The organism is Lysobacter claricitrinus, from assembly GCF_045866565.1.
GTDB lineage: Bacteria > Pseudomonadota > Gammaproteobacteria > Xanthomonadales > Xanthomonadaceae > Cognatilysobacter > Cognatilysobacter claricitrinus.
Genome location: NZ_BAAFZV010000003.1, coordinates 19733 through 35985, shown reverse-complemented (window position 1 = coordinate 35985; position 16253 = coordinate 19733). Strand labels below are relative to the sequence as shown.

Sequence of the window (16253 nt, the reverse complement as noted above, 5' to 3'; positions counted from 1 at the left end):
TGTACGACTGCTCCATGTCGGGCGCGCGTGGCGCGCCGTTCATCCCTGATCCGGCACGGAGCCGGGCGAAGGCGTTGCGCCTTCTGTGACTACGGTAACGAAACGGCTTCGGCCGCGTCAACACCGCGTGAAGTCATGATGCTGAGCGCCGCCACCGGCGCCTTCGGCAACAACCGCGCGGTATAGCGCTTGTCGGTGTAGTACCGGATCTTGTCGCACAAGACCGGGTGCGGGATGCCCTCGAACATCACGACCTCGCGATCCGGGCCGAGCGCCTTGAGTTCCTGCGGCAGCATCAACGCACGGCGTTCTTCCGATTCGCTGCGCGACACCTCGCGTCCACGGGTGACGTTCTGCCGGCGCACGGTGGTGTAGCCCAGCATCTCGGAATAGTCGTTCGCATCCTGCTGTTCGCGCGGCGCGTAGATGATCTGCAGCGCGTGGTTGGTGACCAGCGTGCGCGCGGTTTCGCGGCCGTAGGTGGCGTCAAGCTGGGCCATGCTCTGGATGATGGGCAGCAGGCGCAGGTTGTAGCCGGCCATGTAGGCGACGGCGCTTGCGATGATCTCGACCTTGCCGATCGAGGTGAACTCGTCCATCAGCAGCAGGCACTGGTGCTTCAACTCGGGATTGTTCTGCGGGAGCTCGCGCGTGTTGAGGTTGATGAGCTGGCTGAAGAACAGGTTGAGGATCAACCGGCTCTCGGCGAGCTTGTTGGGCTGGATGCCGATGTAGACCGTCATGCGCTTGCGGCGCAAGTCGGTGAGCAGGAAATCGTTCGCGCTCGTCGCGGCGTCGAGCACCGGATTGACCCATGCGTTCAACGGTTCCTTGAACGTGCCCAGGATGGACGCGAAGGTTTCGTCGGCCTGCGACAGCAGTGTCGCGAACGCCATGCGCGCGGGTTCGGACAGGAAGCGCTGGCGTGCGAGCGATTGCAGGTAGGCGCGCAGGTTCTCGCCGGTGCCCGACGACAACCGGTAGATCGCGCCCAGCGTCGGCGACGTCGCACCAGGGAAACCGCAGGCGCGTTCGTGGTCGTATTTGTCGAACAGGTACAGCGCGAACGCGAGGAAGGCGTTGCGGCCCTGGCTCACCCAGAACTTCTGTTCGTCGCTGGCGTCGGGGTACAGCATCGCCGCGATCGCCATGACATCCGACACGCGGAACGCGGCATCGTCGGAGACGTAACCGAGTGGATTCCAGCGATGGCTGCGACGATCCTCGGCGAACGGGTTGAACAGGAACACGTCGTGGCCCTGCGACCTGCGCCAGCCGGAAGTCAGGTCGAAGTTCTCCTGCTTGATATCGAGGACGACGACCGAATCCTGGTACTCGAGCAGGTTCGGAATGACGATGCCGACGCCTTTGCCCGAGCGCGTGGGCGCCGCGAGGATCGCGAACTGCTGGCCCGGCAGGCGCAGCAGGCGGCCGTCGTAACGGCCGACGACCAGGCTGGTGGGGCCGTCCTCGAACAGGCGGTGCTTGGCGAGGTCGCCCGCGCGTGCGAAGCGCGCATCGCCGTGCAGCGATTTGGGCGGGCGTCGGGTCACCAGGGCGAGCACGCCGATGTAGGCCAGCAGCGCCGCGCCGAAACCGACCCAGCCCGCGGCGCGGATCTTCGCTGCATACGGCTGCACCTGCGGCATGTCGATGGTGCGCACGTAGTCGAGATAGACGTACCAGTGCGGCAACGTGGTGTGCAGGCCGAGGAACATCGCGGTGACACGGCCGGACAGCCACAACCCCGCAAGCGGCACGAACGCGAACGCGACGAGCGCGACGACGGCGCGGCGGTTCATGCGCGACTCCGGCGCGGGCGCAGCGACGGCACGTCGATCTCGCGCTCCGCGATGCGGCGGTCGACCCAGTCGCAGGCGGCGTCGAGGGTGACCTCTTCGTGCAGCCAGGCGCCTGCGGTGTCGACGACGACATAGAGGCGTTCGGGCTCCCCCGGCGCGTTCACCAGAACGCGATACGGGCCTCGGGCATAGAGCGCGGGACTGGTGTGCATGCGGACCTCCCTTCCGCCGTTCGCGTCCGATCCTGGACGCCGGGTGCCGCTGTGCGGCCGCGTTAGCGTAACAGTCCGCCGCCGGCCCGGCACACGCTCGCGCCCCGTCCACCGTTGCCCGTGCACGCTGCACGCATGTCTTCTTCATCGCCCACGATGCCGGCAAGCCTCGTACAGGCGGCCTGCGACAACGCGACGGTCGCACTGTTCGTGGTCGACGCGAACCGGCACTGCGTCTACATGAATGCGTCCGCGCAGGCGTTGACCGGCTATACGCTGGACGAGATGCGCGGGCGTGGATTGCACGACGTACTGCATCACACGCGACCCGACGGCAGCGCGTATCCGGTGGACGATTGCCCGATCGATCGTGCCGGCCCGTTGAACGCGCAGGCGCACGGCGAAGACGTATTCATCCATAGGGACGGCCGCTTCTATCCGGTCGCGTACACGGCGACGCCCATCCGTGGCGACGGCGGCATCATCGGCACGGTCATCGAGGTGCGCGACGTGGCGCGCGAGCGGCAGCGCGAAGAGGAACATGTCGCGTTCCGCCAGCTGTCCGAGCGCATGCTGGACGAGCTCGATCTCGCCTCGCTGGTGCAAGGCGTCACCGACACCGCGACGCAGCTCACCGGCGCGCAGTTCGGCGCGTTCTTCTACAACGTCACCGACGCGCAGGGCGACAGCTACATGCTGTACGCGTTGTCCGGCGTCGCGGCGGAGGAGTTCTCGAAGTTCCCGCACCCGCGCGCGACGCCGCTCTTCGGGCCGACGTTCCGCGGCGAAGGGACGATCTGCATCGCGGATGTCCGCGACGACCCGCGTTACGGGCAATGGGCGCCGCACCATGGCATGCCGCCGGGGCATCTGCCGGTGTGCAGCTACCTGGCCGTGCCGGTGAAGTCCGACACCGGCGACGTGCTCGGTGGCCTGTTCTTCGGCCATGAGCAGCGCGGCGTGTTCACCGTCGAACACATGCGCACGGTCGAATCGATCGCGGCGCTCGCGTCGGTGGGCATGAGTCGTGTGCGGCTGTTCCGTGCCGCGCAGGACGATGCGCGCGAGATGGAGCGCCTGTATCAGGATGCGGTGCGCGCGGGCCGCATGAAGGACCAGTTCCTCGCGACCATCTCGCACGAATTGCGCACGCCGCTGACGTCGATCCTCGGCTGGAGCGACATGCTCGCGTCGGGCCGGCTGTCGCCGGACATGACCGAGCGCGCGGTCGCGACGATCGATCGCAACGCGCGCGCGCAGGCGCAGATCGTCGAAGACCTGCTCGACATCTCGCGCATCGTCAGCGGCAAGCTGCGGCTCGCGGTGCGCGACGTCGATGCGGTGCAGCCGGTGGAAGCGGCGGTCGACGCGGTGCGCCCCGCAGCGCTCGCGCGCGACGTGCAACTGGACCTGCGCGTCGACGACGTCGGGCGCATGCGTGCCGATCCCGATCGCCTGCAGCAGATCGTCTGGAACCTCGTCGCGAACGCGGTGAAGTTCACCGACCGCGGCGGGCGCGTCGATGTGTGGATCGCCCGCGTCGACGATTTCGTCGAGATCCGCGTACGCGATACCGGGCGCGGCATCGAACCCGAGTTCCTGCCGCACGCGTTCGAACGTTTCAGCCAGGTCGACGCATCGTCCACGCGCCAGCACGGTGGCCTCGGCCTCGGGTTGTCGATCGTGCGCCACCTCGTCGAAATGCATGGCGGCACGGTGCGTGCGAGCAGCGAAGGCGTCGGGCGCGGCACCGAGTTCACCGTCAGCCTGCCGGTGCTGGCGCAAGTCGAGGCGGTCGGCAGCGAACGCGCGACGGCGGCGACCGTGGAGCCGGCGCCCGCCGGCGACGACGCGCTGCACGACTGCCACGTGCTGCTGGTCGAGGACGACGCGGATTCGCGCGCGATGCTCGCGTCGGTGCTCGAAGCGCACGGCGCATCGGTGGACGCCTGCGCATCCGCGCACGACGCGCTGGTCGCGGTGCGCGTGCATCCGCCGTGCCTGGTGATCAGCGACATCGGCATGCCCGGCATGGACGGCTACGACTTCGTGCAGGCGCTGCGCGCGTGGGAACACGCGAGCGGGCTGGACGCGGTGCCCGCGGTCGCGTTGACCGCGTACGCGCGACTGGAAGACCGCACGCGTGCGCTCGACAGCGGCTTCCAGGTGCACGTCGCCAAGCCGGTGCAGCCGTCGGAGCTGGTGGCGGTCGCGCAGACGCTGCGTCGCTGGCGGGCGCCGGCGTCGGCCGGGCAGGCGGTACCCTAGTGCGCCATTTCCACGCCGGACCCCGCCATGAGCCTGAAGCTGCGACTCACTGACGACATGAAGACCGCCATGAAGGGCGGCGACAAGAGCACGCTCGCGGTGATCCGCCTGATCAACGCGGCGATCAAGCAGAAGGAAGTCGACGAGCGCATCGAGCTCGACGACGTCGCGGTGGTCGGCGTGCTCGACAAGATGGTCAAGCAGCGCCGCGACTCGGTGACCCAGTACGCGGCCGCCAATCGCGAGGACCTCGCGCAGGTCGAGCGCGACGAGATCGCGGTGATCGAGCGCTACCTGCCGGCCAAGATGGGCGAGGCCGAGATCAACGCCGCGATCGAATCCGCCATTGCCGAGACCGGCGCCACCGGCGCGGCCGACATGGGCAAGCTGATGGGGGTGCTCAAGCCCCGGCTCGCCGGGCAGGCCGACATGGGGCTCGTCTCCAAGCTGGTGAAGGCCCGCCTGGGCTGAGCCTGCGGGTCGGCGCGACACCGATGTCGACAGCGGGCGGCCGCCACCGGCCACTCGCGGTTCCATGACGGCGGCTGCGGCAGCCTTGTCGCATGCCCCGATCGCCGTCCACGCCCGAGACGTCCCACGCGCATCCGCACGGGACGGCCAAGATCCACGCGAACGTCAGCAAGCCAGCGACCGAAAGCGTCGCCGACCCGGCGGACGCGCCGCCGGTCGCCGCGCAGCTCGACCCGACCGAGAAGGCGTCCATCACCCAGGCCGATGGCGCGCCGCCGCCGGCCGACGTCCGGAAAGTGGTCCGCAAGGCCAGCATCGGCACGCTGCCGATGGCGCTGCTGCGCCGCTTCCTCGACTCCGACGTGATCACCCAGGCCGCGGCGCTGGCGTTCTACGCCGCGCTCGCGATGGCGCCGCTGATGCTCCTGCTGCTGTGGCTCACCGCCTCGAGCCAGACCGCGCAGCAGGCCGTGATCACGCAGGTCGGCATGCTGGTCGGACCGCAGGCGCAGGACGTGGCGCGCACCGTGCTCGCGCAGGCGGCGTCGACGCCCGACACCGGCTCGATCGCGGGCTGGTGGAGCATCGCGCTGCTGTTCGTCGGCGCCAGCGCGGTGTTCGCCCAGCTGCAGGACGCGCTCAACCGCATCTTCCGCACCGACGCCACCGCCCTGCCCGGCCTGTGGAACTGGCTGAAGAAGCGCCTGCTGTCGTTCGGGCTGGTGCTCGCCGTGGTGTTCCTGCTGGTGATCTCGATGACGGTCACCACCCTGCTCGACGTCACCATCGGCCGCTATGCGCAGGGCGAAACGGTCGCGGCGACGCTGGCCGCGCTGCTCATCTACGCTTTCACCTTCGCGCTGATGTACCACTTCCTGCCCGACCGCCGCGTCCGCTGGCGGCTCGCGCTGGCCGGCGGCTCGTTCACCTCCGTGCTGTTCCTCGCCGGCCGTGCCGGCATCGCCTGGTACCTCGCGCACCAGAGCACGGTGTCGGCCTACGGCGCGATGGGCGCGCTGGTGCTGACCATGCTGTGGGTCTACTACGCCGCGATGATCCTGTTCGCCGGCGCGGTGGTGACCGCCACCATCGACGAACGCCTCGGACCACCGCCCGCCAAGGCCTGAAACGCACGGTCCGTATCCGCCCGCGACGGCCGGTGGGGTGCGCGCGTCGACTACACTCCCCGCAGGCGTTCCGCCGCCATTTTTCCGCGCCGGGACCGACATCGAACCGCATGGCCCGCATTCCCGACGCCTTCGTCGACGAGCGCGCCGTGATCCACCTCACGCGCAGGCATGTCGAACGCGCCGCCGCGCGCTGCGATACTCGCTGACGAGCTTTTGAGCCATCCGATGGCCCGCATCCCCGACGCCTTCATCGACGACCTCCTCGCCCGCACCGACATCGTCGAGGTGGTGGGCAGCCGCGTGCCGCTGAAGCGCCAGGGCAAGGAGTTCTCGGCGCGGTGTCCGTTCCACGACGAGCGCTCGCCGAGCTTCACCGTCTCGCCGGTCAAGCAGTTCTATCACTGCTTCGGCTGCGGCGCGCACGGCACCGCGATCAGCTTCGTCATGCAGTACGACCGGCTGGAATTCCTCGACGCGATCGAGGAACTCGCCAAGCGCGTCGGCATGGACGTGCCGAAGGACACGCAACAGCGCGCGGCCGATCCGCAACTGCTGGATCTCTACGCCGTGCTCGAATCGGCGACAACCTTCTATCGCCAGCAACTGAAATCGAATTCGAAAGCGCGCGCCTACTTCGATGCGCGCGGCGTGTCCGACGAGATCCGCGAGAAGTTCCAGCTCGGTTACGCACCCGATGGTTTCGAAGCGCTGAAGAACGCGCTCGGCACCGATCCCAATCGACTCGGTCTGCTCGAACGCGCGGGCATGTTTTCCAAGAACGATTCCGGCCGCGTGTACGACAAGTTCCGCGACCGCGTGATGTTTCCCATCCACGATCGCCGCGGGCGGCCGATCGCCTTCGGTGGCCGCGTCATCGAAAAGGATGCGAGCCCGAAATACCTCAATTCGCCGGAGACGCGGCTGTTCCACAAGGGCCGCGAGCTGTACGGCCTGTGGCAGGTGCGCGGCGCGAACTCGAAGATCGAACGCCTGATCGTCGTCGAGGGCTACATGGACGTCGTCGCGCTGTTCCAGCACGGCGTGACGCAGGCCGTCGCGACGCTCGGCACCGCGACCACGCCGGATCACGCCGAGCTGCTGTTCCGCAACGCACCGGACGTCTACTTCTGTTTCGACGGCGATCGCGCCGGACGCAGCGCCGCGTGGCGTGCGGTGGAATCGGTGCTGCCGCGCATGAAGGATGGCCGGCAGGCGTTCTTCCTGTTCCTGCCCGAAGGCGAAGACCCGGATTCGATCGTGCGCAACGAAGGCCGCGAGGGTTTCGAAGCACGCCTCGTCGATGCGACGCCGCTGTCGCAGTTCCTGTTCGACACGCTGTCGGTCGACGTGAACCTCTCGACGCTGGAAGGCAAGGGTCGACTCGCGGAACGTGCGAAACCGTTGCTCGCGCAGATTCCCGATGGCGCGTTCGCCGACCTGATGCGCCAGCGTCTGACGGAGATCACCGGCGTCGGCGCACGCAGCGCCGGCCCCGAAACCCACGTGCCGACGCAACGCGCGCATGCAACGCCGTCGCGCAACGCGCCGCCGCCGAAGCGCAGCCTGGTGCGCAGCGCGATCCTGTACCTGCTGCACAAGCCGTCGCTGGCGCTGGAGATTCCTGCCGACCCGCCGTTCGCGGCATTGCGCCAGCCCGGCGTGCCGCTGCTGGTCGAACTGGTGCAGCTGGTGCATGCACGGCCCGACATCGGCGCCGCGGCATTGATCGAGCATTTCGCCGAGCGCGAGGAACACGAGCCGCTGCAGAAGCTCATGGTGCAGACACTGCCCGGCATCGACACGACCTGGCGCGACGAGTTTCTCGACAACGTGCGCAACCTCACGCGCGACGCGCTGGACCAGCGACGCGCCGACCTGCAGGCGCGGATGACCGAGGTCGGCTCGAGTGGGATGAGCGACGCCGAGAAGGTCGAGCTGCGCGAACTGCTGACGCAACGCCCGGGCGCGACGTCGGCCTGACGCTCAAGCCGCCGCGGCAACGCGGTCGCGACCCTCGCTCTTCGCGCGATACAGCGCGCCATCCGCGTCCCCCAGCAACGTCGACACCGACGAGCCTTCGACGTACTGCGCGACGCCGGCGGAGAACGTGATGTCGAGCATGCCCCCCTGCGTTTCGAACGCATGCGCCACCGTCGCCGCGCGCATCCGGTCGAGGCACTGCACCGCGCCCTCGAGCGTGGTGTGCGGCAGCACCAGCAGGAATTCCTCACCGCCGTAGCGCCCGAAGGCATCGTCGACGTCCTGCCGCGCGATCAGGTCGAGCTCGCGCGCCTGGCGACGCACGAGGTCGCAGAAGCCGCGCAGGATCTCGTCGCCGACCGCGTGGCCGTGGTGATCGTTGATGCGCTTGAAATGATCGAGGTCGATGATCGCGACGCAGAACGGGAAATGGAAACGCTCGGCGCGCGCGCGTTCCTTTTCCAGCGCCTGCATCAGGTAACGGCGGTTGCGCGCCCCGGTCAGTTCGTCTCGTTCGGAAAGATCCTTCACCCGGGTCAACGCGTCTTCCAGCGCGTTCTTGCGGTCGGCCAGCTTGCTGCGCAGGTGCCCGAAATGGCCGCCGATGAACGAGATCCACAGCGTGATCATGGCGAGCACGACAAGCCGCAGCACCTCCATACGAAACGCGGGCGTGTCGAGCGGACGGTCGTGGTACTCGACCACCATCAGGCCCGCGTACCCACCGACTGCGACCGCGGACAGGCGCAGGAACTGGCGCGTATCGAGCCCGAACATGCCGAAGAAGAACATCGCGACGAACAGCATGAGCATCAGGCTGCGTGCGTCGGCGCGCATGAGGTGGATGATGACCAGCGCAAGCACGAGCGCGACCAGGATCTGCGACACCAGCAGCGTCGGATCGCGGAACCTGCGGCTGTAGCCGCTGCGAATCAGTGCAAAGAACGCCACGTTGAACGCGATGGCGATCGCCAGCAGCGTGAATAGCGCGGGATAGCCGTATTGCATCCAGCCCCAGCGCACGGCGAGCGAGCCCGGCAGCATGAACATCAGGTAGCTCGCGAGGCCCATCAGCTGCCGCTTCAGGCGAACGCGGGTCTTGGGATCGCGCGATAGCAGGCCGGGCAGGATCATGCCGCCACGTTATCCGGCGCCCGGTGGGCGCGCGGTTAGATCAGCGCGAGCCAAGTGTGCGCAACGTCACACTGCTTCCGGCAGGGCCATCGCGGTCGCCGCGCGCCGACGCAGCAAGCGGCGCCGCATGCGCAGCCCGGGCCGCTCGACGACGTAGTGAAGCAGCGCGCCGACTGCCACCGCGCCTGCACCGATCACGGCGAATCGCGCGAGGCCGTGGACGTCCTCCGGCAGCGCGTCGTCGACCACCGCGAACACCGCCTTGTGCGTGAGGTACAGGCTGTACGAGGCCGCGGCGATCCATCCGGCACCCGGCGGCGTCAGTCGCGAGATCCAGCTGCGCGACGACGCGCCGGCCGCGACGAGTAGCGCCATCGCGAACGACACCAGCGGGAAACCGGCGACGCTCGCCAGCAGGCCATCGCGCTCATGCGTGATGAGGACCGCGAGTACCAGGCAGGCGAAGCCGGTCGATGCGATCGCGCCATTGCGGGCCTCGATCGCCGTCCACCACGACGGGCGCCACGTGCGCACCGCGGCGAGCAGCACGCCGAAGAGCAGGCCGTCGAGGCGACACCAGGTCGGGTAGTAGATCCACTCCACCCAGCGTGCGCCGAACGCGGACGGATCGCCCGACGCATCACCCAGCGGCGCGAGGCCGTGCGTCCACACCAACGCCCGCCAGGCGATACCGCCGATCACCAGCGCGAGCGCGATCGCAGCCACGCCGCGCGTGCGTGCACGCCGCGCCAGCAGCAGCGCGAGCGCAGGGAACAGCAGATAGAAGTGTTCCTCGACGCACAGCGACCACGCATGCGAGAACGCGCGGTCGTGCGCATAGTCGACGAGCAGGTTCTGCGTGAAGGTCAGGAACATCCACACCGGCGGAAGGCTCTTGGCCTCGCGGATCGCAGGCGCCGCGACGTACACGCCGAGCACCACGAGGAATGCCGGCAGGATGCGGAACGCGCGTCGCGTATAGAAATCGACGTACGAAAACCGCTCGCCACGCGCGATGCCCGCGAACACCTGCGACGCGATCAGATAGCCGCTGAGCACGAAGAACAGGTCGACACCCATCCACCCCGGCGTCGCCAGCCAGTCCCAGCGCCCCAGTCCGCCGACCACCCACGAGTGGAACAGCATCACCCAGACGATGGCCAGCGCGCGCAGGCCATCGAGTCCCCGAATCCGTTCGTTCACATGCAGTCCTTGCGCGGGAAAATCAGTGCGTGTTCTTGACCACGTCGCCGCCCTTCATCACGAAGGGCACGTTCTGCAGCACGGTGACGTCCTGCGTCGGATCCCCCGGCACGGCGATGAGATCGGCGAAGCGGCCCGCTTCGACGACGCCGACGTCCTTGCTGGCCAGCGCTTCGGACGCATTCAACGTCGCCGCCTGGATCGCCTGCACCGGCGTCATGCCGTAGCGCACCATCACCGCGAACTGCTTGGCGTTGTCGCCATGCGGATACACACCGGCGTCGGTGCCGAAGATCATGTGCACGCCGGCGTTGAACGCCTTGCGGAAGTTCTCGCGCTGGATGTCGCCGATCTCGCGGTCCTTGCGCAGGTTGTCCTCGAGCACGCCGTTCTTCTTGCCTTCGGACTGCGTGTAGTCGGTGTTGTAGATGTCCATCGACAGCCACGAGCCGTGCTGCTTCGCGAGCTTGATGCCTTCGTCGTCGATCAGCGACGCGTGCTCGATGGTGTCGACGCCGGCGCGGATCGCGTCCTTGATGCCCCCCGCGCCATGCGCGTGCGCGGCCACCTTCAGCGACGCCATGTGCGCCTCGTCGACGATCGCCTTCATCTCGTCGAGCGTGAGCTGTTGCGCGCCGGGTTCGTCGCCGTGCGAGAACACGCCGCCGGTTGCGCAGATCTTGATCACCTGCGCGCCGTACTTCTTCAACGTGCGCACCACCTTGCGGCCTTCTTCCGGGCTGTCGACGTTGAACGGACCCTTCTGGTCCATCGACGGCGGAAAGAACGTGGAGTCGCAGTGCCCGCCGGTCGCGCCGACCGCATACGTGGCGGTGACCACGCGCGGGCCGACGAGCTTGTGCTGCTCGATCGCCTGGCGAAGGCCGACGTCGTCCCAGGCATCGCTGCCGACGTTGCGCACGGTGGTGAAGCCGGCCATCAACGTCTTCTGCGCGTTCGGCACCTGCAGCACCGACCAGAAGCGATCGCCGAACTGCAGGCCGGTGTAGCCGCCGTAGGTCGGGTCGTTGTCGAGATGCACATGCATGTCGATCAGGCCGGGCAGCAGCGTCATCCCCGGGAGGTCGACATGTTTGGCATCAGCGGGTGCCGCGTCCCCGGCACGGCCGACCGACACGATGCGTTCGCCCTGTACCACCACCTGCGGATGCTCGATGTAACGCCCGGTGCGCACGTCGAGCAGGCGCTCGGCGGTGACGACGGTGGCCTGCTGCGCCTGCGCGACGAGCGGGAGAAGCGTAGCGATTGCGACGGCGATCAGGCGATGGCGCACGGGAGGACTCGTGTCGAAACGGAGCGCCGAGTATCGCAGCGGATCGCGCGGCGTCACCGTGCCGTCGGGCACGGACGCGATGAGCCGATCAGCTGACCTGCCGGAACACCACTGGCGACACCGGTTCCAGCCACGGCAACAGCCAGTGGTCGACCAGCAGGAACGCGAACAGCGCCATCAGGTAGACGATGGAGTAGTTGAAGACCTTCATCGCGTACAGCTCGTCCGGCGGGTCGAGCAGGCGCCAGGCGTGCATCAGGAACACGACGCCGAGCACCAGCGCGCCGCCGAGGTAGAACAGCCCGCTCATGCCTGCGGCCCACGGCAGCACCGTTACCGCGACCAGCAGCACCGTGTAGATGAGGATCTGCCAACGCGTGTATTCGACGCCGTGCGTGACCGGCAACATCGGCACCAGCGCGCGCGCATAGTCGTCGCGGCGGAAGATCGCGAGCGCCCAGAAGTGTGGCGGCGTCCATACGAAGATGATCAGCACGAGCAGCAGCGCGTGCGCCCAGTCCCATTCGCCGCGCATGCCCGTCACCGCAGCCCAGCCGAGCAGCGGTGGCGCCGCGCCCGCGATGCCGCCGATCACGATGTTCTGCGGCGTGGCGCGCTTGAGGAACACGGTATAGATCACCGCGTAACCGATCAGCGACGCGAATGTCAGCAGCGCCGTCACCGTGTTGACGAACACGACGAGCAACACCATCGACAACGCGGCCAGTGCAAGCGCGAACATCAGCGCGCGCGCATGGGTGATCTGGCCGACGACGATGGGGCGCCACGACGTGCGCGCCATCTTGGCGTCGATGCGCGAGTCGAGCAGCTGGTTGATCGCCGCGGCGGACGACGCGGCAAGCCAGATGCCGAGGAAGCCGAGCACCGACTCGCGCAACGGCGGCAGGCCGGGAACGGCGAGGAACATGCCCACCAGCGCGGTGAACACGATCAGCGCCACCACGCGCGGCTTGGTGAGCGTCCAGTACTGGCGCAGCGTCGCGGTCATCGGCGGCTTCTCGCGTGCATCCGGCTCACACCCTCGGCGCGCGAACACGCGCGAACAACGTCACCAGCGTCGCCAGCAACAGCACCGCGCCGGCGTTGTGCGACACCGCGACATGCAACGGCAAGCCGAACTTGACGTTGGCGATGCCAAGCGCGACCTGCGCGAGCGTGAGCAAGGCCAGCAGCGCCCCCCAGCCGCGCATGCCCGGCGTGCGCAGCAGGCGCAGCGCGAGGCCGAGCAGGTAGACGAACACCACACCCGCCATGATCCGGTGCGCGAGCTGGATCGCGATGCGCGACGCGCCGTCGAGCACGCCACCTTCGTAGTCGACGCCGACGCCGCGCCACAGCACGAACCCCTGGTGGAAGTCCGCGGGCGGCAGCCACTGGCCCACGCACTTCGGGAAATCGTTGCCGCATGCAAGCGCCGCGTAGTTCGAACTCACCCAGCCGCCCAGCGCGATCTGGACGCCGAGCAGCACGAGGCCGATCGCGACCAGACGGCACAGCACGCGCGCCTCGGCGAGCCGGATCGGAAGATCGGTCGCGCGCCACGCCATCCACAGCAATAACGCGAACGTGGTCAGGCCGCCGAGCAGATGCCCCATCACCACGAGCGGTTTCAGCAGCCAGGTGACCGTCCACATCCCGAGCAAGGCCTGGAACACGATCGTCATCAGCGCCAGCGCCGCGACGCGCGACAGGTCGCTGTTGTCCCAGCGGATCGCCGCGGCGAGAAGGATGAGTTCACCGGCGATCGCCAGCGTCGCCGCCACGCCGTACTGCGCGTGCATGTACAGCGGGATCGAGATGCCGACCAGCACGCCCGCGGCGAGCACCTGCGCGATGCCGTGTCGACGACGGCGCGCCGCCAGCAGCGCGAGTACAAACACCAGCCCGCCCAGCGTTGCGGCAAGGTGCCGATGCAGCTGTTCGCGCCAGGCCTTGGTCGGGTCGGCCACGCGGATCGCGTTGGCCGCGTGCTGCGCGACGTCGCTCGCCTGCGTTGGCCACGAAGCGCGGCCATAACACGTCGGCCAGTCGGGGCAACTCAGGCCGGCGTTCGACAGCCGCACAAACGCGCCGAACACGATGACGCACAACGCGAGCGTCGTCGCCAGCCACGCGATGCGATGGAAGTGGCGGTACGTCGGACGAACCGAATCGGATCGCGGGATCGAGCCCATGGATGTCATTGCAGCTTCAGCAGGCGGTTGAGGTCCTCGCGCAGTCCCGCGAGGTCGGCATCGGGCGCGTAGCGCAGCACGACGAAGCCGTTCGGATCGACGACGTATACCGGCAGGCCGCCGGTGGCGTCCACCCGCGGCAGCTTCGCACGCGCGGGGTCGCCGGCGAGCACATGGAGCGTGCTCGGCGCCGGCAGGCCCTGCGGCCACGCACAGCGTGCATCCGCGCACCACCACAGGATGTCGACGCGCGACGCATCCTTGTTCAGCACTTCCCAGACGATCCCGACATCGTGCGCGCGTCGACGGCAGGCGTCACCGCATTCGGCCGGCGCGGGCACGACGATGCGCCACGTGCGGTTGATCGGCGTCCACGCGTAGGCGCGGCCGTCGACATCGTGCAGGCGTGCATCGCGCAGGTCGGTGTAGGGATCGAGCAACTCGCCCTTCTGCTTGGTCGCCGCCGGATGGATGTCGGCGAAGCGCAGCAGGCCGGCGATCGCCATCGAGCCGAAGAACAGCACGAGGATCACCAGCAGCGTGAGGCGATTGCGGCGGCGTTGCGCCTCGGAGGGTGCATCGGCGGTCATCGGCGACTCCGGCGGAACGTGAGGATGAGCGCGGTCGCCAGCACGGCGATCGCAAGCCCGAACCACTGCACGGCATAGCCGCGATGGCGTTCGGGCGGAAGGGTGTTGACGAGCAGCTCGAGGTCGCGCGGATAGCCGATCGGCAGCGCGGGGTCGAGACGCAACACGCGCGGCGCGAGCGCGGGGAGGCGCAGTTCTTTGGCGACGACCGCGGGTTCAAGGCGCAGCACCAGCCAGGCATCGCCCTGCTTCGCCATCGGGGCCCCGATGCGCAGGCCGGCGGATGGCGGCGGTACGAGCAGGCCACGGACCGTCTGCGTGCCGGGTGGCAGCGCGACCTTCGGCAGCGCGCGATCGCCGCCAAGCGCAAGCCAGCCGAGGTCGACGAGCAGCGGCGTGCCGGCGTCGGGCTGGAACGCGGCATAGGCGTGCACACCGACGCGGCCGTCGCGCTGCTGGTTGTCGAGCATCAACGGCGCGATGTCGAGGAAGCGCCCGGTGCCTTCGGCCCATGCGTATGAGGTGGCGCGCGCGGCGTCGCTCGCGGCCGACAACGGTTGCGCGCGGCGATCGGCGAGCACGCGCGACACGTCGGCGAGCAGCCGTTCCTTCTCGACCGCACGCTGGCCCTGCCAGATGCCCAGCCGCGCGAACCCGGCCGCGGTGAGCAGCGCGAGCGTCCAGCCGAGCAGCAGCGTTCCGCGCCGGCTCACGACAGTCCGATGCCCGGGCGCGATAATGCGCGGCGACGCATCGTCGCCCCAACCCCGCAGGAGTCGCGCGTGAGCCATTCGCTGAAAACGCTGATCGTCATTGCGTTCCTGATCGCGATCATCTGGAACCTCGGCGCGGGCCTGTACTACATGCTGGTCGACAAGGGCGGCAGCAAGCGCACGGTCAATGCGCTGACCCGTCGCATCGTGCTGTCGGTGGTGCTGTTCCTCGGCGTCGCGTTCGCCGCGTGGATGGGCTGGATCGACCTCCACGGCGTCGGCTCTAACCCGCCCCGCTGACCGCGCAACACACGGCCCAGACGCAACGGGCCGGCGAGTGCCGGCCCGTCGTCGCTTCCTGCGTCGCGGTGCTTAGAGCACGTAGACGAACAGGAACAGGCCCAGCCACACCACGTCGACGAAGTGCCAGTACCAGGCCACCGCTTCGAACGCGAAGTGGTTGTCGCGATCGAAGTGGCCCTTGGCGCAGCGCAGCCAGATGATCGCCAGCATGATCGTGCCGAGCGTCACGTGCAGGCCGTGGAAACCGGTCAGCATGAAGAACGTCGAGCCGTAGATGCCCGAACCCAGCGTCAGGTTCAGTTCCTTGTAGGCCTCGGCGTACTCGGTGGCCTGGAAGTAGAGGAACGTGCAGCCCAGCAGCACGGTCAGTCCGAGCCACACCAGCAGGCCCTTGCGATGGCCGGCCTTGAGGGCGTGGTGCGCGGCGGTCACGGTGCTGCCCGACGTCAGCAGGATCAGCGTGTTCACCAGCGGCAGGCCCCACGCCGGGATCGTGCGGAACTCGCCACCGATCGCGCCCGGGCCGTTGTTCGGCCAGCCGGCGCTGAAGTTCTGCCACAGCAGCGCATGCGTTGCCGCGCCGTCGCCTTCGCCGCCCCACCACGGCACCGAATACTGTCGGGTGTAGAACAGCGCGCCGAAGAACGCGGCGAAGAACATCACTTCCGAGAAAATGAACCACACCATGCCCATGCGGAACGACACGTCCACCTGGCGGTTGTAGCTGCCGGCGATCGATTCACGGATGACGTCGCCGAACCACATGAAGAGCACGGCCAGCACCATCAACACGCCGACGAAGAACACCGGGCGCCCCCAGGAGACTTCGTTGAGCCAGCTGGCGAAGCCGATCATCGTGACGAACAGCGCGATCGAGCCGAGGAACGGCCAGCGGCTGCTGTGCGGCACGAAATACACGTTGCGATCGGTGGGATGGGCGTGGGCCATGTCGGCGTTC

Annotated in this window: 15 protein-coding genes; 5 read left to right on the top strand and 10 right to left on the bottom strand. The window is 68.3% G+C overall.

Annotation, left to right across the window (positions count from 1 at the left end):
• Positions 1-89: 89 nt before the first annotated feature.
• Together ACKTTN_RS11880 and ACKTTN_RS11875 are read right to left on the bottom strand one after the other, a co-directional pair.
• Complete coding sequence (locus ACKTTN_RS11880) at positions 90-1802, bottom strand: type IV secretory system conjugative DNA transfer family protein (RefSeq protein ID WP_407910111.1); 1713 nt, start codon at positions 1800-1802, stop codon at positions 90-92.
• Entirely contained in the window at positions 1799-2014 is a 216-nt protein-coding gene (locus tag ACKTTN_RS11875; RefSeq protein ID WP_407910110.1) for a hypothetical protein, read from the bottom strand. The genes ACKTTN_RS11880 and ACKTTN_RS11875 overlap by 4 nt, the downstream gene beginning before the upstream one ends.
• A 135-nt stretch (positions 2015-2149) precedes the next feature.
• Here ACKTTN_RS11875 and ACKTTN_RS11870 point away from each other — a divergent pair, with 135 nt between their 5' ends.
• The 4 genes from ACKTTN_RS11870 (at position 2150) to dnaG (ending at position 7863) form a co-directional block, all read left to right on the top strand.
• Positions 2150-4282: a hybrid sensor histidine kinase/response regulator gene (locus tag ACKTTN_RS11870; protein ID WP_407910109.1), complete on the top strand. Its 2133-nt coding sequence runs from the start codon at positions 2150-2152 to the stop codon at positions 4280-4282.
• Between the two features lie 27 nt (positions 4283-4309).
• A complete protein-coding gene (locus tag ACKTTN_RS11865; protein WP_407910108.1) occupies positions 4310-4753 on the top strand; it encodes a GatB/YqeY domain-containing protein in 444 nt (147 codons plus the stop codon).
• Between the two features lie 92 nt (positions 4754-4845).
• Positions 4846-5880, top strand: a complete 1035-nt coding sequence (locus ACKTTN_RS11860; protein WP_407910107.1) for a YihY/virulence factor BrkB family protein — start codon at positions 4846-4848, stop codon at positions 5878-5880.
• A 228-nt stretch (positions 5881-6108) separates the two neighbouring features.
• A complete protein-coding gene (dnaG, locus tag ACKTTN_RS11855; protein ID WP_407910106.1) occupies positions 6109-7863 on the top strand; it encodes a DNA primase in 1755 nt (584 codons plus the stop codon).
• Between the two features lie 3 nt (positions 7864-7866).
• Here the strand turns inward: dnaG and ACKTTN_RS11850 are convergent, their stop codons facing one another.
• The 7 genes from ACKTTN_RS11850 to ACKTTN_RS11820 form a co-directional block, all read right to left on the bottom strand.
• On the bottom strand, positions 7867-8997 hold the full coding sequence (locus ACKTTN_RS11850) for a GGDEF domain-containing protein (RefSeq protein ID WP_407910105.1): 1131 nt from the start codon (positions 8995-8997) through the stop codon (positions 7867-7869).
• A gap of 66 nt (positions 8998-9063) precedes the next feature.
• Positions 9064-10200 (bottom strand): acyltransferase family protein, encoded by a 1137-nt coding sequence (locus ACKTTN_RS11845; RefSeq protein ID WP_407910104.1) that lies wholly within the window; start codon positions 10198-10200, stop codon positions 9064-9066.
• 22 nt (positions 10201-10222) lie between these two features.
• Positions 10223-11494 (bottom strand): Xaa-Pro dipeptidase, encoded by a 1272-nt coding sequence (locus ACKTTN_RS11840; protein WP_407910103.1) that lies wholly within the window; start codon positions 11492-11494, stop codon positions 10223-10225.
• Positions 11495-11582: 88 nt separating this feature from the next.
• Positions 11583-12551 (bottom strand): heme o synthase, encoded by a 969-nt coding sequence (locus tag ACKTTN_RS11835; RefSeq protein WP_407910102.1) that lies wholly within the window; start codon positions 12549-12551, stop codon positions 11583-11585.
• Positions 12529-13689 carry a COX15/CtaA family protein gene (locus tag ACKTTN_RS11830; RefSeq protein ID WP_407910101.1) on the bottom strand — a complete coding sequence of 387 codons (1161 nt, stop codon included), beginning with the start codon at positions 13687-13689 and terminating at the stop codon, positions 12529-12531. Before ACKTTN_RS11830 ends, ACKTTN_RS11835 begins: the two co-directional genes overlap by 23 nt.
• A gap of 5 nt (positions 13690-13694) precedes the next feature.
• Positions 13695-14279, bottom strand: coding sequence for a hypothetical protein (locus ACKTTN_RS11825; protein WP_407910100.1), 585 nt, complete (start codon positions 14277-14279; stop codon positions 13695-13697).
• The gene (locus tag ACKTTN_RS11820; RefSeq protein WP_407910099.1) at positions 14276-14992 is read right to left on the bottom strand and encodes an SURF1 family protein; all 717 of its coding nucleotides are present in this window, start codon (positions 14990-14992) and stop codon (positions 14276-14278) included. The genes ACKTTN_RS11825 and ACKTTN_RS11820 overlap by 4 nt, the downstream gene beginning before the upstream one ends.
• A 69-nt stretch (positions 14993-15061) precedes the next feature.
• Between ACKTTN_RS11820 and ACKTTN_RS11815 the strand changes: the two genes are divergently transcribed.
• Entirely contained in the window at positions 15062-15292 is a 231-nt protein-coding gene (locus ACKTTN_RS11815) for a twin transmembrane helix small protein (RefSeq protein ID WP_407910098.1), read from the top strand.
• Positions 15293-15364: 72 nt separating this feature from the next.
• On the opposite strand, the gene ACKTTN_RS11810 is transcribed toward ACKTTN_RS11815, so the two are convergent.
• Positions 15365-16243 (bottom strand): cytochrome c oxidase subunit 3, encoded by an 879-nt coding sequence (locus tag ACKTTN_RS11810; protein ID WP_407910097.1) that lies wholly within the window; start codon positions 16241-16243, stop codon positions 15365-15367.
• Positions 16244-16253: the final 10 nt, after the last annotated feature.

Excerpts from the sequence above, each read along its gene's own strand:
- ACKTTN_RS11830 (WP_407910101.1), bottom strand. The coding sequence starts at position 13,689 with ATGGGCTCGATCCCGCGATCCGATTCGGTTCGTCCGACGTACCGCCAC.
- ACKTTN_RS11865 (WP_407910108.1), top strand. The coding sequence starts at position 4,310 with ATGAGCCTGAAGCTGCGACTCACTGACGACATGAAGACCGCCATGAAG.
- ACKTTN_RS11875 (WP_407910110.1), bottom strand. The coding sequence starts at position 2,014 with ATGCACACCAGTCCCGCGCTCTATGCCCGAGGCCCGTATCGCGTTCTG.
- ACKTTN_RS11870 (WP_407910109.1), top strand. The coding sequence starts at position 2,150 with ATGTCTTCTTCATCGCCCACGATGCCGGCAAGCCTCGTACAGGCGGCC.
- dnaG (WP_407910106.1), top strand. The coding sequence starts at position 6,109 with ATGGCCCGCATCCCCGACGCCTTCATCGACGACCTCCTCGCCCGCACC.
- ACKTTN_RS11880 (WP_407910111.1), bottom strand. The coding sequence starts at position 1,802 with ATGAACCGCCGCGCCGTCGTCGCGCTCGTCGCGTTCGCGTTCGTGCCG.
- ACKTTN_RS11810 (WP_407910097.1), bottom strand. The coding sequence starts at position 16,243 with ATGGCCCACGCCCATCCCACCGATCGCAACGTGTATTTCGTGCCGCAC.
- ACKTTN_RS11825 (WP_407910100.1), bottom strand. The coding sequence starts at position 14,279 with ATGACCGCCGATGCACCCTCCGAGGCGCAACGCCGCCGCAATCGCCTC.
- ACKTTN_RS11860 (WP_407910107.1), top strand. The coding sequence starts at position 4,846 with ATGCCCCGATCGCCGTCCACGCCCGAGACGTCCCACGCGCATCCGCAC.
- ACKTTN_RS11850 (WP_407910105.1), bottom strand. The coding sequence starts at position 8,997 with ATGATCCTGCCCGGCCTGCTATCGCGCGATCCCAAGACCCGCGTTCGC.